The organism is Glutamicibacter uratoxydans (genome assembly GCF_050753455.1).
Taxonomy (GTDB): domain Bacteria; phylum Actinomycetota; class Actinomycetes; order Actinomycetales; family Micrococcaceae; genus Glutamicibacter; species Glutamicibacter uratoxydans_A.
Window position 1 is genome coordinate 3,199,560 of sequence record NZ_CP192736.1, and the last position, 21,523, is coordinate 3,221,082.

At 57.5% G+C, this 21,523-nt stretch carries 18 protein-coding genes and 1 pseudogene; 7 read left to right on the top strand and 12 right to left on the bottom strand.

The window, feature by feature from the left end:
- Window positions 1-243 precede the first annotated feature (243 nt).
- The 3 genes from ACQQZ8_RS14655 to ACQQZ8_RS14665 are packed head-to-tail and all read left to right on the top strand — an operon-like array spanning window position 244 to window position 3,416.
- Window positions 244-1,386, top strand: a complete 1,143-nt coding sequence (locus ACQQZ8_RS14655; RefSeq protein WP_431710538.1) for a flavin reductase family protein — start codon at window positions 244-246, stop codon at window positions 1,384-1,386.
- A gap of 37 nt (window positions 1,387-1,423) precedes the next feature.
- The gene (locus tag ACQQZ8_RS14660; RefSeq protein ID WP_431710539.1) at window positions 1,424-2,596 is read left to right on the top strand and encodes an acyl-CoA dehydrogenase family protein; all 1,173 of its coding nucleotides are present in this window, start codon (window positions 1,424-1,426) and stop codon (window positions 2,594-2,596) included.
- Window positions 2,597-2,633: 37 nt separating this feature from the next.
- Window positions 2,634-3,416, top strand: coding sequence for an IclR family transcriptional regulator (locus tag ACQQZ8_RS14665; protein WP_431710540.1), 783 nt, complete (start codon window positions 2,634-2,636; stop codon window positions 3,414-3,416).
- Between the two features lie 306 nt (window positions 3,417-3,722).
- Here ACQQZ8_RS14665 and ACQQZ8_RS14670 read toward each other — a convergent pair whose 3' ends face one another.
- A complete protein-coding gene (locus tag ACQQZ8_RS14670; RefSeq protein WP_431710541.1) occupies window positions 3,723-4,595 on the bottom strand; it encodes a VOC family protein in 873 nt (290 codons plus the stop codon).
- Window positions 4,596-4,774: 179 nt separating this feature from the next.
- On the opposite strand from ACQQZ8_RS14670, the gene ACQQZ8_RS14675 reads away from it, so the two are divergent.
- Window positions 4,775-5,623 carry a hypothetical protein gene (locus ACQQZ8_RS14675; RefSeq protein ID WP_431710542.1) on the top strand — a complete coding sequence of 283 codons (849 nt, stop codon included), beginning with the start codon at window positions 4,775-4,777 and terminating at the stop codon, window positions 5,621-5,623.
- A gap of 230 nt (window positions 5,624-5,853) precedes the next feature.
- Entirely contained in the window at window positions 5,854-6,609 is a 756-nt protein-coding gene (locus ACQQZ8_RS14680; RefSeq protein WP_431710543.1) for an IclR family transcriptional regulator, read from the top strand.
- 79 nt (window positions 6,610-6,688) lie between these two features.
- Here ACQQZ8_RS14680 and ACQQZ8_RS14685 read toward each other — a convergent pair whose 3' ends face one another.
- The 3 genes from ACQQZ8_RS14685 to ACQQZ8_RS14695 form a co-directional block, all read right to left on the bottom strand.
- On the bottom strand, window positions 6,689-8,038 hold the full coding sequence (locus tag ACQQZ8_RS14685; protein ID WP_431710544.1) for a cytochrome b/b6 domain-containing protein: 1,350 nt from the start codon (window positions 8,036-8,038) through the stop codon (window positions 6,689-6,691).
- 302 nt (window positions 8,039-8,340) lie between these two features.
- Window positions 8,341-9,330 carry an electron transfer flavoprotein subunit alpha/FixB family protein gene (locus ACQQZ8_RS14690; protein ID WP_431710545.1) on the bottom strand — a complete coding sequence of 330 codons (990 nt, stop codon included), beginning with the start codon at window positions 9,328-9,330 and terminating at the stop codon, window positions 8,341-8,343.
- Window positions 9,331-9,341: 11 nt separating this feature from the next.
- A complete protein-coding gene (locus tag ACQQZ8_RS14695) occupies window positions 9,342-10,118 on the bottom strand; it encodes an electron transfer flavoprotein subunit beta/FixA family protein (protein ID WP_431710546.1) in 777 nt (258 codons plus the stop codon).
- 258 nt (window positions 10,119-10,376) lie between these two features.
- Between ACQQZ8_RS14695 and ACQQZ8_RS14700 the strand changes: the two genes are divergently transcribed.
- Together ACQQZ8_RS14700 and ACQQZ8_RS14705 are read left to right on the top strand one after the other, a co-directional pair.
- Complete coding sequence (locus ACQQZ8_RS14700) at window positions 10,377-11,588, top strand: FAD-dependent monooxygenase (RefSeq protein WP_431710547.1); 1,212 nt, start codon at window positions 10,377-10,379, stop codon at window positions 11,586-11,588.
- A 185-nt stretch (window positions 11,589-11,773) separates the two neighbouring features.
- Window positions 11,774-12,379: pseudogene (locus tag ACQQZ8_RS14705) on the top strand (transposase); the annotation flags it as partial.
- Window positions 12,380-12,459: 80 nt separating this feature from the next.
- Here ACQQZ8_RS14705 and ACQQZ8_RS14710 read toward each other — a convergent pair.
- The 8 genes from ACQQZ8_RS14710 to ACQQZ8_RS14745 form a co-directional block, all read right to left on the bottom strand.
- A complete protein-coding gene (locus tag ACQQZ8_RS14710) occupies window positions 12,460-13,206 on the bottom strand; it encodes an IclR family transcriptional regulator (protein WP_431710548.1) in 747 nt (248 codons plus the stop codon).
- Between the two features lie 57 nt (window positions 13,207-13,263).
- Entirely contained in the window at window positions 13,264-14,118 is an 855-nt protein-coding gene (locus ACQQZ8_RS14715; protein WP_431710549.1) for an IclR family transcriptional regulator, read from the bottom strand.
- Window positions 14,119-14,181: 63 nt separating this feature from the next.
- The gene (locus ACQQZ8_RS14720) at window positions 14,182-15,672 is read right to left on the bottom strand and encodes an aldehyde dehydrogenase family protein (protein ID WP_431710550.1); all 1,491 of its coding nucleotides are present in this window, start codon (window positions 15,670-15,672) and stop codon (window positions 14,182-14,184) included.
- A gap of 5 nt (window positions 15,673-15,677) precedes the next feature.
- Window positions 15,678-16,484, bottom strand: a complete 807-nt coding sequence (locus ACQQZ8_RS14725) for an enoyl-CoA hydratase/isomerase family protein (RefSeq protein WP_431710551.1) — start codon at window positions 16,482-16,484, stop codon at window positions 15,678-15,680.
- Window positions 16,484-17,713, bottom strand: a complete 1,230-nt coding sequence (locus ACQQZ8_RS14730; protein WP_431710552.1) for a CaiB/BaiF CoA transferase family protein — start codon at window positions 17,711-17,713, stop codon at window positions 16,484-16,486. The genes ACQQZ8_RS14725 and ACQQZ8_RS14730 overlap by 1 nt, the downstream gene beginning before the upstream one ends.
- 2 nt (window positions 17,714-17,715) lie before the next feature.
- A complete protein-coding gene (locus ACQQZ8_RS14735) occupies window positions 17,716-18,855 on the bottom strand; it encodes a citramalate synthase (protein WP_431710553.1) in 1,140 nt (379 codons plus the stop codon).
- Window positions 18,852-20,252, bottom strand: coding sequence for an MmgE/PrpD family protein (locus tag ACQQZ8_RS14740; RefSeq protein ID WP_431710554.1), 1,401 nt, complete (start codon window positions 20,250-20,252; stop codon window positions 18,852-18,854). Before ACQQZ8_RS14740 ends, ACQQZ8_RS14735 begins: the two co-directional genes overlap by 4 nt.
- A gap of 2 nt (window positions 20,253-20,254) precedes the next feature.
- The gene (locus tag ACQQZ8_RS14745) at window positions 20,255-21,442 is read right to left on the bottom strand and encodes an acyl-CoA dehydrogenase family protein (RefSeq protein ID WP_431710555.1); all 1,188 of its coding nucleotides are present in this window, start codon (window positions 21,440-21,442) and stop codon (window positions 20,255-20,257) included.
- Window positions 21,443-21,523 lie beyond the last annotated feature (81 nt).

A 21,523-nucleotide genomic window follows, 5' to 3' on the forward strand; every position in this document is an offset into this window, starting at 1 on the left:
GCTCCCACTCAGGGACTTAGGATTATCGACCAATTGAGTCATTCAAATCATCCACTTCCGTCTCACGGCGCCCGTACCCACTTGCCAGATTTGCACCTCTACTTGTGATTTATAGCACGAATAAACTATTTTTGGAATGAGTTCCATAGTGTGGGACAAAAGATAGTGTCGTCACATTATCAACTGTTAGACATGTAGTTAGTTCACTCAGCGGGCTGTAGCCCACGACACGAAGCAGGAATCATGGATATCTCGCACCCTTCGCTTGACCCACAGGTTTTCCGCCAAGTCATGGGCACCTACCCCACAGGCGTGGTTCTTGTGACGGCAATGAATAACAATGAGCCGATCGCTATGGTGGTCGGAACCTTCAATTCGGTCTCCATTGATCCCCCACTGATCGGGTTCCTGCCGATGCGCTCTTCAAAACGCTTCGCGCTAATCGACGATGCCGAACACTTTGCCGTAAATATCTTGGGCAGCGACCAGATTGAACTGTGTAACGCAGTGTCACGTAACGACGATCCATTCGGACGTTTTTCCTGGACCCCGGACGAAAACGGCGCACCAGTCTTTGACGGTGTCATCGGATCAATCTCCTGCGCCAAGTACCAAACCGTAGATGCAGGAGATCATTTCTTCTGCATGGGCGCCGTTACCGCGCTGTCCTCGCGCCGAACCGCACCTCCACTAGTTTTCTTCCAAGGAGAATTCGGTAGCTACGGGCGTCTGCGCCAGATGAGTGAGGCCGAAGTCATCAGTGCCGTTCAGACCATCCAGCCATTACAGCCCGGGCTCCGGGAACTGAGCACCCGCCTGAATTCCGAGGTCTCCATCATTTCTCGGACCGATCAGGAAATGGTCACCGTGACCGCAATCGCCAGCAATGGCAAGGACAACCCCTCGTTGCTGGGCCAGCGTCTGCCACTGATCGCCCCACTGGGCGAACTCTTCGTGGCCGCGGACAAGGAACTGAAGACCCGGTGGTTGCAAAATGCCAAGCCCGAGGTGCGGGAGATGCTTGAACAGCGCTTGGCGCAGGTCGCAGAAACCGGTTGGTCGGTCTCGATGACCTCCGAGTACCGCACTGAAGAGGTCAGCCCCGCACTACAGAATTTCCAGCTCAATCCCTACACGCCACAACGGTACCGTGAGCTGTCGGAAATCATCGGCCGCGCTCAAGACTATTACACCCCTGCCGACCTTAATTCCGCCGGAACCCATTCGGTAGCCGGTATTACCGTGCCAATTATGGGCAACGGAGTGATCCACTGCGTACTACGTACCTCCGGTTTCGCTTCGGATCTAACCGGACAGCAAATTCAAGATATCGCAGCGCAGATGCTGGAATTTGCGCAAAGTTCTTCTTTTCTTCTGAACCTCTAATCCACATTTTCCACACCACCCTTTACGAGGAGCAATCATGCAGACAACGACGAGCCTTTCAATCTCCGATCTGGCCAAATACGTCGCCGAGCATTCTCTGGAAGCCGACCAAGCCGGCCAGCTACCACTTGAAATGGCCAACAAGATACGTGAAGCCGGTGTCATCAAGATGCTGCAGCCCAAGGATTACGGTGGCGCTGAAGTTCACCCACTGGAATTCTTTGACGCCGTCATGGAGATTGGCGCAGCCTACCCTTCGGCCGGTTGGGTTGCCGGTGTGGTGGGCGTGCACTCCTTCGAAATTGCTCAGGTCGATCTGCGGGTACAGGAAGAAATTTGGGGTCAAGATGTCGATACCTGGGTGGCCTCGCCATACGCACCCATGGGTCGTGCCACTAAGGTTGACGGCGGATATATGTTCTCCGGGCGCTGGCCATTCTCCTCGGGTACCGATAACTGCGAATGGGTAGTAATCGGCGGCGTGATCGAGCCAGATAGCTTGGCTGAAGGCGAGAACCCACGTCGCCATTTCATTCTCAAGCGCGACCAGTACACCATCGATCAGGACAGCTGGAACGTTATCGGACTGAAGGGTACCGGAAGTAAGGACCTGATAGTTGATAACGTCTTCGTGCCAGACTACCGCGTAGTCAACCCACTGGATCTGACCAGTGGTGCCGCTGCCAAGGCAGTGAACCGCGACAATGCGCTGTACCGCACCAACTGGTACATGATGTTCTCCGGCGCCATCACCGCGGCCACCCTAGCCATGGCCGAAGGATCGGTAAACCACTTTATCGAGGCGCTCGGCACCTCTAAGCGTGATGCCACCGCTAAGTCGTTGCGAGACCCACACGTAGTTTCTGCTCTGGGTAAGGTCACCGCCGAGCTGACCCGCTGCCGCACCCAGTTCCGTCACGACATTGCCGAAATGTACGCTCAGGCTGAGCGAGGGGATCGCATGAGCGAGGACCAACGTCTGCTGGTGCGTCGTAATCAGGTGGCTATATCGCAGCAGGCCGTCTCGTCGGTCGAGCAGCTCTTCCTGCTCGGTGGCGGACATACCATGCGCGAAGGCACCGCCCTACAGCGTTACTGGCGTGATATCCACAGCGCAGCCAACCACTCCGCTAACTTCGCTCAGCCAGTCTTCACCGCCTACGGCTCGCAGACCCTGCACGGTTTCATCCCTGAAGGTGTGCGTTTCTAGCATGCTAGTGACTCCACGGGTGCGTCCAAATGCTGGCATGCGCGAGCATGCTAGCACGAAAGGCCGCCCTAAGGACACCGCCATCGACAAGGCGCTGATGATCTTGGAGACCCTCAACGGCCGTGATCGCGACAAGTCACTGTCCTCGATCTGCTCCGAAACCGGGCTCCCCAAGACCACAGTGCACCGGGTCCTGACGATCTTAGAGGCTCGCGGCTTCGTGGATAGAACCCAATCCAATGGTTTTATTGTGGGCCGTAAGGTCATTTCGCTTGGTGTGGCTGCTGCGGAGCGTGACTCGTTAGTCAATGCTGCTCGCCCGATCCTTCGAGAGCTGGTCTCGCTAACCAACGAAACCGTACAGCTAGGGGTCCTACAAGAGATGCAGGTACTTTACGTGGATCGGATGGAGCCGGTGGACTCCTCCGTGCGATTGGCCAGAATGCCCTCCCTACTGGCGGAACTACACACTTCGGCTATGGGTAAGGCATTGCTGGCTTTCGCCGAACCCGCAGCACTCAACGCGTTCTTAGACCGTCCGTTAACTCAATACACGGACTCAACCGTTATTGATCGCCAGCAACTCATCGTAGAACTTGAGCAGATCCGTATCGGAAGAGTGGCGGTGGCCTCACAGGAACGGTATCACGGTGTGACCGCCGTTGGTTCTCCTATCCTGGACAACCAAGGATATGCTCACGCAGCCATCAGCGTAGCTGGCCCAGCACACCGAATGACCAAGGAAAAGCAGGAACAGATCGCTCAGATATTACCGGCGGCCGCCGAAGAATTAAGCGTCCTGGCTAGCCACCTGCGCTAAGTAACAGAAAGATTCCCCCAAGGAACGGGGCTGGAAGATTCCCCCATCTTCCAGCCCCAATTTTCTTTAGCAAATTTCTCCAGAAGGCCTTCAGCTCAACCGTCACTGTTGATGCCACAAGTGCTGGAGCACTCTCATCACCAAGCGCCGGTCGACCATGTAGTTCTGTCCACCCGCGCAGTTTTCAACCCGGTGCGCTTCGGTAGGGAATGAGACGTGCCAGAGAGCAAAATAGACTTCGGCTGCCAAAACGCATGAAGCGTCTGGCAGCCGAAGTCTATTTGATGCGCTATTAGAGCTTCCGCACTAGGAGCTCAACAGGCTTCCGCGCTTGTGACCCCAGTAGTGCGCTGCCTCCCAGCGACCTGGAACCCAGGTCTCCTGATCAATGGTCTTCCCGCCATAACCAAACTCCATTTCCCAACCTGAAGGAGTCTTGACGTAGTAGGAGATCATTTCATCGTTGGTGTGCTTGCCCAAGGTCGCGCCCAGCGGAGCTGCGCCCTCAAGGATCTGGTCGTAGGCACGACCAACGGTGTCAATATCTTCAACCTGTACCATTAAATGGCCAAAGCGTGCGCCAATATTTGGGCGGCTCGCGAAGGCGATTGAGTGGTGGCGCGGGTTGCAGTGCAGGAATGTTCCTGGATCCGGTCCCACATCAATGTAGTCGCTCAGACCCAGATCCAAGATGTCCATGTATAGCTCGCGGTAAGGAGCGGACTGGCTAACCGAAAGCATCACGTGACCCAGTCCCATATCCTTGGTGACAAAACGTGCGCCGGTAGGCGAGACAAACGGGGTGGCATCTAGCTTCTGACCGTAGTAAAGCTCCACACCGTGGCCATCTGGATCTGTGAAAGAGACATAGTCGGTCACGCCGCGTTCCTTGGCCTCTTCAGAGGTGGCCCGGTGGGTTATATACCCGCGATCGCAAAGGCGCTTGTCCAACATTTCCAAATCTTCTGGGGTAGTAACTTCCCAACCCACAGCGTCAATGCTCTCGGCATCTCCCAGACGCAAGTCAATTCGCCAGGCACGCTCATCAACACGCAGCAGTAGGCGTTCGGGGGTATGTTCAACAACCTGCATTCCATGCAGATCACTCGCGAAGCGTTTCCACCCGTCAATATCTTTGACGGTGGCAACGAGGTACCCGAAGGCTCGGACGACTCCCATTGTTTCCTCCTTCTGGATGGATATTAGTCCCCTGTTTCGCGCTGCAGCGGATGAGGGGAGACTCTATGTCTCCACTAAATCACGATTTTCGTGATATTTGTCCTACATGATGGTTCGCGATCCCACGATACGGAACTATGGTGTATTTATTCACTACCTTCCGTGCCATCATCGGTTGTATGAGCGACGAAACCATTGAAATGCAGCCTTGGGACGAGCGACCAAAATTTGCCGCACTAAATACTGCCGCAAATATCCTCTACAACTCCCAGCTCGCTGGACGACCAAGCCCCTCCATTCACGAACAGATCGCTCGTTATTCGAGTGAAGGTGCCACAGAAGTCCTGCTGGAGAATTACCGGCGCGGCGTAGCCGAAGAGCGCCGTCTTGCGGCCCGCGTCAGTAGAATTCACGCGTCGGGTCGAAACGTCTTTGGTTACCTCTACTCTGATTCAATTCACGGTTCGGGTCAGTCAATCCCGGCAAATCACATGGTCAACCCGTTGCTTTCTCCGGTTCTTGCGCTCGCGGTACAACAAAAGTTGGAACACCCGGACGTTAATCCGGCCAAGATCCTCGCCTCCTGTAACTCGGTGTTCTTCGGCCTACTCATTTCCAGTCAGCGAAGTGAAAAATATGAGAAGATCTCGTACTTGGAGTGCCTAGCCGATAACGCGCAGGCTACTCATCTAGTTATCGCTCCACAGCATCAGCCCTTGGCCGGATTCGATTTCGATTCTCACGTGGCTACCCTGACGCAGCAGGATGCAGAGCTCGCGGGCCATCCAGCGCAGTACAACCTTGCGCCTAATGCGTTGGCGCACCTCACCGAGAGCGTTCGCGAGAGCATTCTTCACCTCGGCCCGGTGGAACCCGGAGAACTGCTGATCCTGCCTGGCACCGCCAAGCCCATGCCGTTCCCACTGGATGCGACGGCCAGCGCACGGGCAATTGAATTCGGCACCAGCAGAGCGACACATGCCAGCGCGGAGTTTGAAGAGGGATTCATCCCCCTAGAAAGCGTCTAATTCACGCCATTACCCCGTGGAGAATTCTTAGAACTTCGATTCGCAGCCATTGCCACCAACCATCTCCCATTTAACGGGCGATGGGTCGGTGCCGCTCTGAGGGCTAAACACAAGGCCGCTTTCCAGAATTTGTTCCATATTATGGAACATGAGAAGAGTTTTTCGCGCTAAGATGAGATTCGCAAAGATCGGTTTTAGTTACCCGATATTCGGGATAAGCGAGGTATAACTTGGCTACGGCAGTAGATAAGGCGCTCCGCGTCTTAGATCTCCTCGACGGCGCACCTGAGGGTAAGCCTCTCATCGCGATCTCTAGCGCGGCCGATCTTCCAAAGTCCACCGCACACCGGCTCTTACAAACACTGGTGATGCAGGGATTTGCGGCCAAGACTCCGGGTGGCAATTACCGCATCGGCCCCAAGCTCATTGCTTTGGGTGCCTCTGCCTCGCAGAATGACTACTTCCTAGTTTCCGTGCGACCAATCTTGCGGGATCTGATGAACCGTTGCCAAGAGACAGTACAGTTGGGTGTACTGCTCAACGAGCAACTGCTTTTTTTAGAACGGATGTCCCCGGTTAATCTCGCGGTGCAGGTGGGTAATCTGCCTTCTCCGCTCTCAGAATTGCACACCAGCGCCATGGGAAAGTCGATTCTTGCCGCCAAGTCCCCCGAATACGTTCAAAGCTACGTCCAAGGGGGGCTCAAGCAATATACCGTACACACGATCACGGATCCACCGGCTCTGCTTGCTGAACTAGAGAAGATTCGGCGGCGGGGGTATGCGGTGTCTAATGAGGAACGCCACGACGGTGTACTGGCCGTGGGAGCAGCCATCACCAACGCATTAGGTGACCCGGTTGCCGCATTGAGTGTGGCCGCGCCGACCATGCGGGTCACTGATCAGACCGTAGAATTGCTGGCCGAGTCAACACTGGCCTCCGCCGCACAAATCTCGCATCTAAACATGCTTTCCGCCGGCGCTTAGCTCTCAGGCAACTAAACCGCCGCAACCCAAAAGAAGGATCCTCCACCCGAATGTTGGAGGATCCTTCTTTTTCGCTAAGCTAACGCGAACTGACCTTACCGAAGAGCGAGGCAATCGGTGCCAGAATGAATGGACGGGCGGCCAGGGCCGCACCGACAATCACCGCAAGTGAGACGACAAACATCCAGAAGCCGAACCAGTTGTTTGCGTACTCAGTAGGATCTACGGACCCCTGAGCCGCGTACATATGATTCAAGTTCCGAAGCGCACCGGTGGACAACACCAGTGCCACGTGGACCAAGATGAATGCCACGAAGTACAGCATGACCGGGAAATGGATCTTGCGTGCTAGCTCCATCGGGTAGATGGCGCTAAGCTTCGTGGCGCGCTTTGGCCACATGCCCGACATCCGGAAACCGGTCGCAGCGGCCAACGGGGCGGCAATGAAGATCGTGGTGAAATAAGCCAACTGCTGTAGCGAGTTGTAGTTCACCCAACCATTGTCTGTCGGCCAGTCCAAGGACATATACTGCAGGCCCGCAGAAATAGCATTCGGGAAAACCTCCCAAGAGGTTGGAATAACGCGCATCCATTGTCCGGTGGCAAACAGCAACACCATAAATACCACACCATTGATCAGCCAAAGCAAGTCAACTGATTGATGGAACCAGATCGTCAGGCTAACCTTTCCACCCGATTTCCCATTTGGCGTCCAGAACGCCTTGGGACGGGTTTCCCCGCGGATCTGAATACCCGAACGAATAATCAGAACCATCAAAAAGACGTTCAAGAAGTGCTGCCAACCCAACCATGCAGGGAAGCCTACTGGAGCAGTCTCGGGCAGATGATATTCGCCGGGATACTTGCTCAGGAAGCTTTGTCCGCCATCCGAACTGAGGAACATCCGAGTAGCCAGGACGGCAATTGCGGCAACTACAATCAGGCCAATGCCCACCAACGCGACCTTGGCCCACTTATTTGCTAGCAACGGCGGGCCAGGCTGGACGGGCTTGGAACCTGTGAGTTTAGAATCCGCAAGCTTTGCCACGGTCGGCCGGGACTGCACAGGCTGTGCGGTAGCCGAAGCGACGGTTGCGGACGGGGGTGTTGCCGCGATCTGCTCGACGGCCGATGCCTCGGCAACCGGGGCGTGTTCCGCTTCTGCGGTCGGCACAAACTGCTGTACCAAAGCCGTGGCACTCAGTGGCCAATGTTCTTCACCAACCACACGTGGCAAACCCTGACGAAGGCTCTGCTCTACGGTTACAGTCTGTCCACTGGCCTGAGGTGCTGCCACAGACTGGGAGGTTACTACCGGCTCCTGCAAAGCTACAGGAGTGGCAGCTTGCGCGGTGACAGCCGCAACGGGTTGTTCAGCGGCGACTGCCAGGGCCGCCGGCCCTGTGCCCAGCACCGAGGTGCTGTTCACCAGTGGCCAGTGTGTTTCACCAGGCGTTCGAGGGAGGCCGCGACGCAACGTTACCTGCTCCGTTACGCATACGTTGGTAACGGCAGGAGCCACAGGCGCAGGCGGTGCTGGAACGTCGGTGCTGGTAGCCGCTGCTACAACCGGCCGGGGGGACTCGACGACCGCGTCTGCAGCTGCGGGAGAAATTCGAGCGAGCGCGTTGCCGGCACTGACCTCAATGGGTTGATCGATAATCGGCCACGCCTCGGAACCCGGACTACGCGGAAGTCCGCGTCGCAGGGTTACTAGTGTGGCGGTATTGCTCAACTTTCTGCCTTCTTCGCCTGGAGCGCCTCAATGGTCTGTGGAATCACGGAAAAGAGGTCACCCACCACGGCGAAATCGGCCACGTCGAAGATTGGCGCATCCGCATCTTGGTTCACCGCGACAATCGTCTTAGCAGTCTGCATTCCGGCCTTGTGCTGGATTGCCCCGGAGATCCCCAAAGCGATGTACAACTGTGGCGATACCGAAACACCGGTCTGACCAACCTGGTAAGAGTAAGGTACATAGCCAGCGTCAACAGCGGCACGCGAGGCACCTACCGCGGCCCCCAGCTCATCGGCCAGCTGCCCAACCAGCTCAAATTTTTCGGCCGAACCCAGTCCGCGACCGCCGGAAACAACCCTGGCGGCCCCACGCAGTTCTGGACGCGAGGTGTTCACCTCCGCAGCTTCGAAGGAAATCACATCTGCCGCGCGGTTTTCCGAAGCGCTCAAATCTAGGTCCTTGCGCTGCAGTGGTTTCGCTTCGGCCCGTGCCTCGATGGCGCCGTGGCGCACGGTGATCACGGGCATGCCATAAGTCAAGGCCGATTCCACCAAGAACTCGCCACCGAACACCGAATGTTTGGCAATGATGCCCTGATCATCGCGGGCGACGTCCACTGCGTCAACCAAGATGCCGGTGCTGGCGCGTACCGCAAAGCGGCCGGCAACATCGCGGCCCTCAACAGAGTTGGAGATCAGCACGGCCTGGGGGTTTACCAGCCGGCTGGCGGCTTCCAAGGCATCGACCGTGGTTACGCTCAACTTACTTGCGGCAGCGGTATCGGCCAGCAAGACGTGGACGGCACCAAGATCCGCGGCGTTCTGTACCGCGGCTACAAGTTCGGTGGGGTTGCCGGCGAGCAACGCTACCGGGGTACCCAACGCGGTGGCACCGCCCAATAGTCCGGCGGAGCTCTTAGCGAGCGCTCCGTCTGGCAGGGTGTCCAGAAGAACCAGAATGGAATTATCTGCAAATTCAGTCATGTTAGTGCTCCCTATACCAGCTTGTTCTCGATGAGGAATTCGGCCAATTTGCGTCCGGCATCACCGTCATCAACGATCTTCACACCCGCGCTACGTGGTGGCTTGGCGGCCGCGGTGGTCATAATTACGCGCGGGATATCCAATCGCTCCACGTCAACTCCCAGGTCGGCGGTGCTTAGGGTCTCAAATGGCTTCTTTTTGGCGGCCATAATGCCCTTGAAGTTGGGAAAACGTCCATCGGGTAGCGCCTCGGTCACCGAGATTATCGCCGGTAGTTCAGCACTGACCGTGGCGTTGCCGGCATCGGTTGCACGGTTACCCGACACCTTGTCCGCTGTGATTTCCACGCTGGAGAGGAAGGTCAGCTGCGGTAGGTTCATGCGCTCCGCGAGCATCGATGGCAATACACCGCCGGAACCGTCTGTGGACTGGTTTCCAGCGATAATCAGATCCGCTTCAAGGCGAGATAGAGCTGCGGCAAGCACCTCGGAGGTGAGCAACAGATCTGCCCCGAGCAATTTCTCATCGGCAACCTGTACTGCGCGGGTGGCACCCATTGCCAGTCCCTTACGAATCGTGGCCTGCGCGCTCTCCGGCCCCATGGACAGGAGGATAACTTCCGTGTCTGCATTCGCATCGGCGTACGACAGTGCGACTTCTATGGCCCGTTCGCCGATCTCGTCCATCACCACGTCTCCGGCGGCACGGTCAGCTAGGCCCGTTTCCAAAGACAGTTTACGTTCCCCGTAGGTATCGGGGACTTCCTTGATCAGGACAACAATTTTCACGATCGGCTCCTTGTTAAGGACATTCAGTGGCGGACGCCGGGCACCAAAGTCACACTGCGGGTTATTAATTCCTACCTTAAGAGCCGGTCAAGCACCGAGCAAAGGCTATCTCTCACTGATTGAGAGAGGAAGCAATCGGTTGTTGACCTACTACCCTTCAAGCACATATTCTGTAACAACGAAATTAATTCCGCTATACAGAATTAGACTCTGCCTGACGCCGATCATGGCGAGCATCGATTCACAAAGGAGAATGACATGGCGCAGCAGCCCACGAAAGTAGAGACTCTGATCGTCGGTGGCGGCATTGGCGGCTTGGCTACCGCAGCAGGTCTGGCCAAGGCTGGTAAAAACGTTCACGTACTTGAGCGCGCCCCACAATTCGGAGAAGTTGGTGCGGGTATTCAGCTGGCTCCCAACGCACTTTCGGCGCTGGATCGACTCGGCGTGCTGGACAAGGTCATGAAGGATGCGGTTTTCCCAGAACGCAAGATCTACATTGATGCCGTCACCGGCGAGACCATCGCCACCATCGACCTGGGCGATGAGTTCAAGGCTCACTACGGTTACCCCTACATCGTGACCCACCGCGCGGACCTGCACTCCGCTCTGCTGGAGGCCTGTCAGGAAAGCGGCAAGGTTAGCTTAGAAACCGATCGCGAAGTCCTTAGCGCCGAGAATCAGGCCGACGGCACCGTGCTGGTCAAGACACTGGGTGGAGCCGAATATCTGGCCGATGCTGTGATCGGCGCCGATGGCATCCGCTCCAACCTGCGCGATCAGATCGTCAAGGACGATTTGGTGGCCTCGCAATACGTCGCCTACCGCGGAACCGTGCCAATCGAAGCTGTCGGAGAGGATGTCACGTCCTCCCCAGCCGTACTATGCTGGCTTGGCCCAAACATGCACCTGATTCAGTACCCACTGCGCGGCGGCAAGCTCTACAACAATGTGGCAGTGTTCAAGTCCGATTCCTACTCGCCAGATCACGACAACTGGGGAACCCCGGAGGAATTAGACGCACGCTTCTCGGTTTGCTGCGATGCCGTGCAGAATGCCAGCCGTTACCTCAGCCGCGATATCCGCTGGCCAATGTACGACCGCAACCCGGCCGATGTTTGGGTTGATGGCAATGTCGCCCTACTCGGTGATGCCGCACACGCCATGGTTCAGTATCTGGCTCAGGGTGGCGCACAGTCTATCGACGACGCTATCGTCATGGCCGAAGAACTCGGTGCCACCGAGGATGTAGCTCAGGCTTTCACCAACTATGAGGACCGCCGTCTGGAGCACGCCGGCAACATTCAGCGTTTGGCTCGTGTGGCCGGTGAACTCTTCCACATCGAAGGTATTGGCCGAAACATTCGCAACCACACCTTCAAGGATCACCGCCCAACCGAATATTCGAACTTGGACTGGATGTTCATGCCGATCGATCGTGCTCCGAAGGTACGTAACTACCCGGTGTAAGGATACGTTAGGGAAAACGCTTGGAACCGCGGAATCACACGGGTCCAAGCGTTTCTCCATTCTTGTTTCTGGCTACACTTGTCCTGTCCAGAAGCGTTCCAGATGCCCGAGGGTCTTCTCACGGTTTGGTTGACACTTCGATCGCATAGCCTTTGTATGGTTGTGCCCAAAAGAAGGAATCAATCTTGGCCAAGAATGTCTACACTGCTGAGTTCAAAAACGACGCCGTGGCACTGGAAGAATCGGGGATTCCTCCGAAGCAGGTCACTCAGGACCTCGGTGTTCCTAAGACTGCACTGCAGTCTTAGGTTGGGCGTTACCCGGTTCCACATGTAGGGGATGACCCCCTTCGCTGACCCGGACGAACGCAAAGACATGTCCCAGGCGCTCAAGCGCAGTCGGGAACTCGGGATGGAGAACGAGGTACTGCGCAAGGCCGCAGCCTACCTAGCGCAGCCACCTATCTACTCCCCAAAATAATAGCGTCGCTTCAATCGTGAATTGGCCGCCAGAACAGGCAGGAAACGTATTCGAAGTGGTGATGACGTGCTTAGCTTCTGGGGTTTAGCACTCAGGCATACTACAAATGGTTGAAGCACCCTATCTCGGCAAGGGATCTGGAAGCCTAAGAGCTCACTGCGAAGCTGCACGAACCGCATCAGAACGACCCCGAGGGCGGGTACCGGGTGTTGGCCGACGATCTGGAAGATCTGGGTTATCAGGTCTTGGAACGGCGGGTGTGGCGACCGTGTAACAAGGCCGGAATCCGTTCGGTGACCATCAAACGCCAGTTTGAAGCTGCGATAATCGAGTCAGTCGCTCTGGCGGCATAAACCACGGTGTCAACTAAACCGTCAGCAGACCCAACTATTCAGCTTCCGAGTTCATCGCTCAGCCGCTGGGCTGCAGCGGTCATTTCTTGGACTAGGTTCGGCAGATTTTTCTCCTCTATTCGACCGGTCGGATAGGTTACGCCGATCGCGTACGGCGCCTTACCGGCGGGACCCGGCACCGGGACAGCTACGGTGCTGACCCCGGCTTCAATTTCACCGTGTTGCACCAAGTAGCCTTGTTGCTGCAACGCATCGATACTCTGTGCAAATCGGGTCTCATCGGCTCCGTCGGCTTCCAATGCGGTATCGATTGTCTCCTTGGTACTGCCGGAGAGCAACACCCTGCCCATCCCACTGCGGGCAGCCGGTTGGGCGTGTCCCTCACGATTACCCACCCGCAACATATGCGGGCTTTCTACCGAGAGAATTGTTAACGCTTGGGTACCTTCTAAGGTACTGAGATGGATGGTTTCGCTGAACTTGCCCACCAAAGATTCCAAAAACGGCCGGGCGATCTGGCGCGTACGCTCCCGCTGATCCGAGAGCCGATCCAGGGTTTCACCGGGGTGGTACATTTTCGTTTCGGCATCCTGCCTGGCAAACCCACGATGAACTAGCATCTGCAGGAGGCGATGCGCCGTGGAAGCAGCCACATCCAACATGCTGGCAGCATCGCCGATACGAATTCCAGCTGGGTTCTCAGCGACCATCACCACGAGACGCAAGGCTTTATCCACGGATCCGATGGGATAGGCCGGCTGGTCTTTTTCACGTTTGGCAGTCAATTATTATTTCCTCGGTAAGCATACAACCGCGTTGAGGGTTGCACAGGTGTCCTCAGATCACGATTCGGAGCTAGACGACGGTAAATCACGAGCATGACGCGCCAGGTCGTTACTGATTGCGCGCGCCGTACCTAACACTTGGGGAAGAATGGTGCGCGGTTCGGGGATGCGGGTTTCCGGAAAGGAAACCGTCAGACTGGCCACCACAGCCCCGTCTTCTCCGTAAACCGGAGCGGCCACGGAAGTCCGTCCGCGCAACCCGTCATTGCGAATTACCGCATACCCGTTGGAGCGGATGGAGACCAGCTCCCTACCCAAGGCGGCAAGATCAGCCGGCGGCCGTGCCCCCTGATCACTCTCGGCGGCCGTGATGCCGCGTGCGGCAATGTCTTCAGCTTCCTGCAGAACCTGCGCATCCCGTTGCAGATTCTGCCACGCTTCCTGGTTGTATGCCAGAAGCACCCGTCCACAGGCAGTACTCTGCAAGGGCATTCGTCGAGTAACGTAGGACGACAACACTGTTGGCTTGACCCGGGTAATCCGATCGCCGAATACCGCATCCTGGCCATCTCGCACACCCAAATACACTGTTCCGCGGGTAGCCATATGCAGGTTCACTAGATATGGCTGCGAAAGTTCACGCAGCCGGCGGATCTGTGGAGCGCTAACCCCAAGTCGCCAGATCCGCGCTCCGAGCCGGTACCGGCCGCGCGAGGTGCGCTCCACGCCCTCCCATTCCACGAGGGCCGCGAGCATCCGGTGGACGGTGGCCGGTGGCAAACCGGTCTGTTCGCAAATACCGGCGACAGTCATTTCCTGGCCGCCAACAAAACAATCGAGGATCTCGAAGGCGCGCCCAAGAACCGAACGTCTTGATTCCTCACCTTGCTCGGTGGAAACCTTGCCAACCAAAATGACCTCCGTAAATAAACCGCAGAACGCGACACCGAAATATTGCGCCCATAGGAGGTAATTCTAACGCGATTCGGTCGATTCCCCCGCAGGGATGACATAGCGCTCAATGCTTCCCTGCACGGTAACCCATTGCGTTTCGGTAAAGGCTTCAAAATTTGCCTCCGGCCCGCCGAAGCGCGCCCCGTTACCCGAGGACCCTATACCGCCGAAGGGTGCCATGGTTTCATCGCCCACAGTCTGCTCATTAATGTGCACCACGCCGCTGTGGATCCGCTCGGATACCTCCATGGCCACCCCGACATCACCCAGTAGTGCAACCGAAAGACCGAAGTTGCTGGCGTTAACCAGCTCAACAGCTTCATCGATCGTGGAGTAGCTGAGCACCGGAGCAACCGGCCCAAAGATCTCCTCAGCCCAGACGGGCATCTCCGACTCGAGATTCGACAGCACGGTAGGCTGATAGCAGTTACCCGCGCGGACCCCGCCGGCATGAACCTGCGCCCCGTTGGCCACGGCACCCTGTACCAGCGAATCGATCCCGCGCAGTTGACCTTCGTCAATCACCGGCCCAATTTGAATGCCGGTTTCTCGGTATGGGTCACCCACCCGCAATTCCTTGGCAATCCGCGTCAGCTCTTCCAGGTAGTCCTGAACCTGTGACTCATGTACCAGATGCCGACCGGTAGCTTGGCAAATCTGTCCCTGATGCAAGAAGGAGCCGTAGGCACCAGCAGCGGCCGCCTGCTTGATATCAGCGCCTGGCAACACCACCAGGGCATTATTTCCGCCTAGTTCCAGGTGCGCTCGTTTCATCTGCGCGGCGGCGGCCTGACCGATTTTCTGCCCGGCCGCGGTGGATCCGGTGAAGGAAATGATTCGCACTTGTGGCGCGTTGACCACCGCGACACCAATATCCGCGCCACCTGGCAAAAGCTGAAGGACACCGGGCGGCAGCCCGGCCTCTTCAAAGATCCGTTGAATCACCACACCACCGGTCACCGAAGTGCGTGGATCCGGCTTCAGCAGTACCGCATTACCCAGGGCCAGGGCCGGGGCCACAGAACGGATCCCGAGTGTCAGCGGGAAATTGAACGGTGAAATGACCGTCACGACCCCTGCTGGAACCCGTTTGGAGAAGGACCAACGCTTCTTGTTGGTGGCTAGCACGTCCCCCTGCGGGTGCGTGGGCAGTCCGGCCGCCTCATGACATTCAATCACGGCCGAACGGATCTCTACCTGCGCCTTGGCCCAGGTTCCGCCGGTTTCACGCACTGCCCATGGGGCAATCTCATCGGCGTACTGGGCGAACAGGTCACCGGCACGGCGCATCACTGCCCCGCGTTCGGAAGGGGCCAGTGCCGCCCAACGGCGCTGTGCCTCGCGGGCATCGCTGGCTGCCTGAGCGACCTGCTCCACGCTGACCGTGCCCAGTTGCGCTAACGTGTGCCCGGTGGCTGCTTCACGAACGGTGAGTGATTCTCCGTTCCCGGCAACCCACCCCTCAACCAAGGCAACCTTGTTCTCCCAACGGGTAATATCCAGCAGGTTCATAACTTTTACCGGTTCTTCCAGACTGGCGCACGCTTTTCGAGGAAAGCGGCCACGCCCTCAGCGCGATCTTCACTGGTGTAAGGGTTGGGCCCAACGTTTAGACGCAAGGCCGAACTGACTGGAAGCCCCCAGCTCTTAGTGGCCATTTCCTTGTACCGGCGGGTAGAGACCGGCGAGTTAGCCACAATGCTGGCCACGTAGTTGGTGACTTCGGTTTCGAAGTCTTCACGGGCAACAACCTTGTTCACCAAGCCCATTTCCGCGGCTTCCTCCACCGGAACCATCCGTCCGGTGTACAACATGTCCATGGCTTGGGCGCGTGGAATCAGTCGCGGTAGCACCACCGAACCGAAGTTGGCGCCCATCCCACGGCGAGCCTCGGTCAAACCGATAGTGGCTCCTGCCACAGCAATACGGATATCACTGGCTAGGGTGATTTCGCACCCGCCGGCCAACGCATGGCCGTTAATGGCCGCAATCACTGGCTTGTACGTTTCGAGCATGACTTCTAACAAGGCACGATATTCACCGGTCATTGGCGTGTGCACCTGGCGACCAGCCTTAGCGATGGAGTTCATTTCCTTCATATCACCACCGGCGCAGAAGGCCTTATCCCCGGTGCCGGTGATGACTACTGCCCAAACATCACGGTCTTCTTCGGCTTCCACGAAGGCCTTGACCAATAGCTGTACGGTGTGCCGGCTCATCGCATTGCGGCGCTCCGGACGGTTAATCGTAATCCAGGCGACCTTATCGCGTACCTCGTAGAGCACTTCGTCGGTGGTTCCGCTAATCAGTCCATCATCACTCATTACGCGTTTCCTTCGTTCTTTGGCTGCGGTTCACCGGTCTCAATAATCCCGGCACTCAACAAATCACTAATCCGTTCATCCGACAGACCCAGTCCACCGAGTACCGCGGCGGTATCCGACCCCAGCAATGGTGGGGCTTGGGTGTGGGCTAAGTATTCGCCGTTAACAGTCAACGGGGTGTTCACCGCGGTGTAGCGTCCCAGCTGCGGGTGCTCCAGCTCTTCAAGTTGACCAAGGGCCTGCACTTGCGGATCGGTGATGACCTTATCCAGGGTGTTAACCGCCGAATGCGGTACCTTGGCCGCATCAAGCCGCTGCAAGAGTTCATCCATGGTGAACTTCACGGTAGCTTCACCCAAGGCCTCGTTGACCCTATTTCGGTTCTGCACGCGAGCCAGATTATCTTCGAAACCTTCGGCATCTTTCAGGTGCTCGGCTTCGATAGCTTCGAGCAACCGGTAGAAGCTGTCGTTATTACCCACCGAGAGGAACACATACCCATCCGAGGCCGGGAAAGCCCCATTGGGTACGTTGCCGCGGAAACCGGACCCCAAACGCTTGGGAACCGGTGAACCGGCGGCCACACTCATCAGCGGAGTGTTGACCCACCCCAACGCGGTTTGCAGCAACGAGACCTCAACATGTGAACCCTTGCCTTCAACCTCGCGGCGACGCAATCCGTCAAAAACAGCCATGGTGATCCACATACCGGTGCCCATGTCCATCATGGACAGTGGCACACGCGCCGGACCAGAGTCTTCGGAACCAGTAATGGAGACCACGCCGGAGTAGGCTTGCAGCATCGCATCGTAGGCCGGCTGCAGGTGACGTGGCCCGGTACGACCGTATCCGGTCATTTCCACGTAGATCAGATTCGGGTTAATTTCCTGCAGGCGTTCCCAGGAGAAACCGGCCTTGGCCAGCGCGCCGGGGCGCAGGTTCTGCACCAGCACGTCGGCTGTTTGCAGTAATTCTTCGAGGAGCTTGGCGCCTTCTTCGTCCTTGTAGTTCAGCACGACGGACTTCTTGTTGCGGTTCAGCGACAGGAAAGTAATCGACACGTCATCAACGATTGGCGCCCACGTGCGGGCGTCATCCCCACCGTTGAGACGTTCAATTTTAATGACTTCAGCACCAAAGTCGGCCAAAATCTGGCAGCCATAAGGCACAGCGACACTCGTACCGATCTCAACGATACGAATACCGTTTAATGATCCCGGTATACTCACGGTTAGTTCTCCTTCTCTGCGGCGATCCGGGCATCATACGCGTCACGGACCGGGGAGGTGACCGGTTCACGCCAAGGCGAGAGTGCACCTTGGTAAACCTTCGGTCCCTGCCGGAAATGTTGTGCCTGTTCAAAAGTTTCGACAAATGGCATGTCCATCGCGTAGACGCGATCCCCGGTGGGACGTGGTCCGGCCGCGGTCACCTTCGACCACAGTTCGTGGCCCACCACTTCTTCGGCGATGGTGCCCGCTTCAACGAGCTTGTCGATGTCCAGGCCGGTCTCAATCCCCTCGGACTCCAGGAAATGGGCGAAGTCCTCGGTGGGGATCATGCGGGTGGCTCGGCCATTGCCGCAGTATGGGCAACCGCCCATTCCGCCGATGGCGGTGTCGATCAGCAGGCTATGGCGTTCGTCCAGTTCCTCGATGGCAGCGTAGGCCGAGAGCATGGCCATTCCGCGTGCGTCGTGTAGATGGAGGTGGTAGTCGCGCACCTCGGGGAAGGTTTTCAGAATCCGGCGCAGCGTTGAGCGAACTGCCGAGGGCGTGTTCCAGCTCATCGGGTCGCCCAAATGGATACGGGTGACCGGGATGCCCGCGGCAGTCCAGGCGTCGTATTGTAGCTGCAGTAGGCGCAGTCGTTCGTCCTCGTCGAAGCCGCCGAGCCAGTTCGAACCCCAAGCGGCGTTGATCGAAATCTCTGCGTGGGTAATACCGTTGGCGGCCGCGTTAGCTACCGACTGTTCCAGCTGCTCAATTTCCGAGGCTTGGCTGCGGTTGATGTTACGGCGCACGAACACGTCGCACAGATGAATCTTGCTACGTCCTAGAGTTGGGTCCGGAAGCGTGAGCTTATGCCCATAAGCGGCTCGGCGTTCGGCACCCTTCGGGTTGAGCACAATGGCGGTATAGTCCACGCCTTCAACGGGTGTAAAGCCATCAATAACCGCTTCAACTTCGGCCATTTGCGGGGTCCATTTGGGACTGACGAAGGCACCAACAATAATTCGCTTTAGCCCAGTCTGGGATAATGCATCGAGCAAGCGAATCTTTTCCGAAGCCGGAATATCAGCGCTTTCGATCTGCATGCCCTCGCGCATCCCTTCTTCCTGGATGTGCACCTGCGGCTTACCTTGACTCATGAATCCCTCCTCGGGATGACTGCAGTAAATCCTGGCCCCGGCGCACCGGTAACCGCTTGAATGATCTGATCGGCGAGCTGTTCTTGGTAGCCGCCGGCTGTGACACAGTCAGCGACTTTCTCACGCAATTCCGCGCGAGTCAGTGGATCCGCGTATTGGCCGTGAGTGATCTCCACACGTTCGGCGAGCACTGTACCGTCGGCGAAGGTGGCTTCCACGACGGTAAAGCCAGTGGAAAATTCCTCCGGGCCGATCGGTGGCACATCAGATTCACCGACACTGATTTTGGGCATCAGCTCATGCACGTGTTGATCGGCAAAGGCTTCGGCGGTGAAGTCATCAAGAAGCACCCGTCCTCGGAGGTAGGCCACGGCCAAGGTGTATTCGAGGCTGAATTTAGCTTCGGTTCCAGTGGTGGGCCGCGCCTTGCGCAACGGGCGGGTACCGCGCGTGTGTAGGGTAGCGACAATTTTCACCGGAGTGTCATTCGGCCGCTGTTCACGAATCCGCAACATCGCGTCGATTCCGCGGTGAGTTCCGTAGCAGCTGGCGTAGCGCTTCAAACCCCAGTCACTGACCCAGGATTCGCTCCAGTAGTCCAATCGTTCTTCTAGAACTTGGGCGGCCGAGCCGGCCGGCGCCAACGACGGGTCCCCATAGCGTTCGAGGAAGCCACCGGGCTCTTCCAGTTCGGAGGGATTCGCGGTGAATCCGGCACGCGCCAATTCCACTGCCATGACAGCATCCCGTGCCGCGGCTCCGGCGTGCAAGGGCTTGGTCATGGTGCCAAAATTTGGTCGGGAACCGGCCGTCAACGAGGCGACCAGACCCAATGCGTGGCGGGTAGTTGCCACATCAAAACCACCGAGGGTGGCCAAGGAGGCGACACAAGCCAGCCGACCAATGGTCGAGGTGCTGTGCCAGCCACGGGCATAGTGCACATGCTGTGGCAGCACATCTGCTAATGCACGGAAAGCTGCGGCTCCCACAATGTAGGCGGAAGCAAAACGTTCGGAATTGGCCGCGTTGCCGCCCCAAGATTCGGCGGCCGCAACCAGTGCTGGGAACAAAACTGCGCTGGGGTGCAGCGGCATCGACGGGGAAATATCGTCAAAGTCCAGCAAGTGCGCCACTGTTCCATTTACTAGGGCCGCTGTGGATGCCGAAGTCTTTTCCCCGCTAGTCCACAGCGTGGACGGGCCATCAGTGGACTCAGTCCGGGACCAGGAGCGCAGAATCTCTTCGCCCGGTGCACCGGCACCACCCAAGGTGACCGCAACAGTATCAATGAGTGCGCGGGCCACCTCTGCTAAGTGGCGGGGTGCCGCCTTGGTGCCAGCGGTGGCAAACGCCGCTAGCACCTCGGTGGCTCCCACTTCCGCTGAATAGTCGGCCACGTCTAGAAGGACTTCGGCAGACCCAGGGTGCCGTGGGCGATACCAGCGAGCACAAGGTTATTACTGATTGGGGCAGTACGTGGCAGGCGAGCCTCGCGCCACTTGCGTTCGATTCCGTATTCTTCGGCTGCGGCGTAGCCACCGAAAGTATCGAAAGCCGCGTCGGCGGCAGCCCACAGCGCCTCCGAACCCATCAGCTTGGCGCCGTTGACCTCGAAGCGTGGGTTATCTCCGGCGGCGAACATTTCGGCGGCACGCCAACGCATCAGCGATGCGGCCTGTAGCTGAGCGTAGGCACGAGCCAGTGGGACCTGGATTGCCTGGTTCTGACCGATCTTACGGCCGAAAACTTCACGTTCATTGGCGTACTGAATGGCACGATCTAGCAGGTAGAATCCTGCACCGATGTATTCACTGGTCACAATGACGCGCTCGGAGTTCATGCCGGAGAGGATAACCTTGAAACCCTTGCCCTCTTCGCCAATACGGTTCGCGACCGGAACACGCAGGTTCCGGATTGCCAGTTCGTTGGTTTCGTGGTTGACCATAGTCTTGATCGGAGTTGCCTCGATCTGACCGTTTTCGATGGCGGTGCGTAGATCTACCAGTAGCACGGTGAAACCGTCGCTTGGTTTGGAAGCGTCTTCGCGCTTGGTGGTACGGGTCAGCAACAGCAGCAGGTCCGAGTGCTGGACACGGGAGATGAAAATTTTGTTGCCGTTGACCACGTACTCATCGCCCTCACGCACAGCGAAGGTTTTGATGCGGGTGGTGTCCGAGCCAGCATCTGGCTCGGTCACGCCGAAGGACTGCAAGCGCAACTCGCCCGAAGCGATCTTTGGGAGGAACTCGGCCTTCTGCTCATCCGAGCCATGGCGCAGGATCGCACCCATGGTGTACATGCCGGCACGTGCAGCACCAGCGGAGCAACCATTGCGCTCGAGCTGCTCCAGCACCACCGCAGCGTCACGGATGTCCGCGCCGCCGCCACCGTATTCTTCGGGAATCAGCATGCTCATCCAGCCGGCGTCGTAGAGTGCGTCAACGAACTCTTCCGGGTAGGTATGGTTGGTGTCGTGCTTGCGCCAATATTCGTTATCGAAAGGCTGGCACAAATCATCGATTGCCTCGCGGATGACGATCTGCTCTTCGGTCAGGCTAAATGCGGATGACTCAATTTTGTAGGCCATGTATATCTCCTTCGTGAGTTTGTTTAGCTCTAGTCAAACGAATCGGCTTGAACTGAGAAACCGGATGTATCACCGGATGGA

Excerpts from the sequence above, each read along its gene's own strand:
- ACQQZ8_RS14655 (WP_431710538.1), top strand. The coding sequence starts at position 244 with ATGGATATCTCGCACCCTTCGCTTGACCCACAGGTTTTCCGCCAAGTC.
- ACQQZ8_RS14660 (WP_431710539.1), top strand. The coding sequence starts at position 1,424 with ATGCAGACAACGACGAGCCTTTCAATCTCCGATCTGGCCAAATACGTC.
- ACQQZ8_RS14665 (WP_431710540.1), top strand. The coding sequence starts at position 2,634 with ATGCGCGAGCATGCTAGCACGAAAGGCCGCCCTAAGGACACCGCCATC.
- ACQQZ8_RS14670 (WP_431710541.1), bottom strand. The coding sequence starts at position 4,595 with ATGGGAGTCGTCCGAGCCTTCGGGTACCTCGTTGCCACCGTCAAAGAT.
- ACQQZ8_RS14675 (WP_431710542.1), top strand. The coding sequence starts at position 4,775 with ATGAGCGACGAAACCATTGAAATGCAGCCTTGGGACGAGCGACCAAAA.
- ACQQZ8_RS14690 (WP_431710545.1), bottom strand. The coding sequence starts at position 9,330 with ATGACTGAATTTGCAGATAATTCCATTCTGGTTCTTCTGGACACCCTG.
- ACQQZ8_RS14700 (WP_431710547.1), top strand. The coding sequence starts at position 10,377 with ATGGCGCAGCAGCCCACGAAAGTAGAGACTCTGATCGTCGGTGGCGGC.
- ACQQZ8_RS14720 (WP_431710550.1), bottom strand. The coding sequence starts at position 15,672 with ATGAACCTGCTGGATATTACCCGTTGGGAGAACAAGGTTGCCTTGGTT.
- ACQQZ8_RS14725 (WP_431710551.1), bottom strand. The coding sequence starts at position 16,484 with ATGAGTGATGATGGACTGATTAGCGGAACCACCGACGAAGTGCTCTAC.
- ACQQZ8_RS14735 (WP_431710553.1), bottom strand. The coding sequence starts at position 18,855 with ATGAGTCAAGGTAAGCCGCAGGTGCACATCCAGGAAGAAGGGATGCGC.
- ACQQZ8_RS14745 (WP_431710555.1), bottom strand. The coding sequence starts at position 21,442 with ATGGCCTACAAAATTGAGTCATCCGCATTTAGCCTGACCGAAGAGCAG.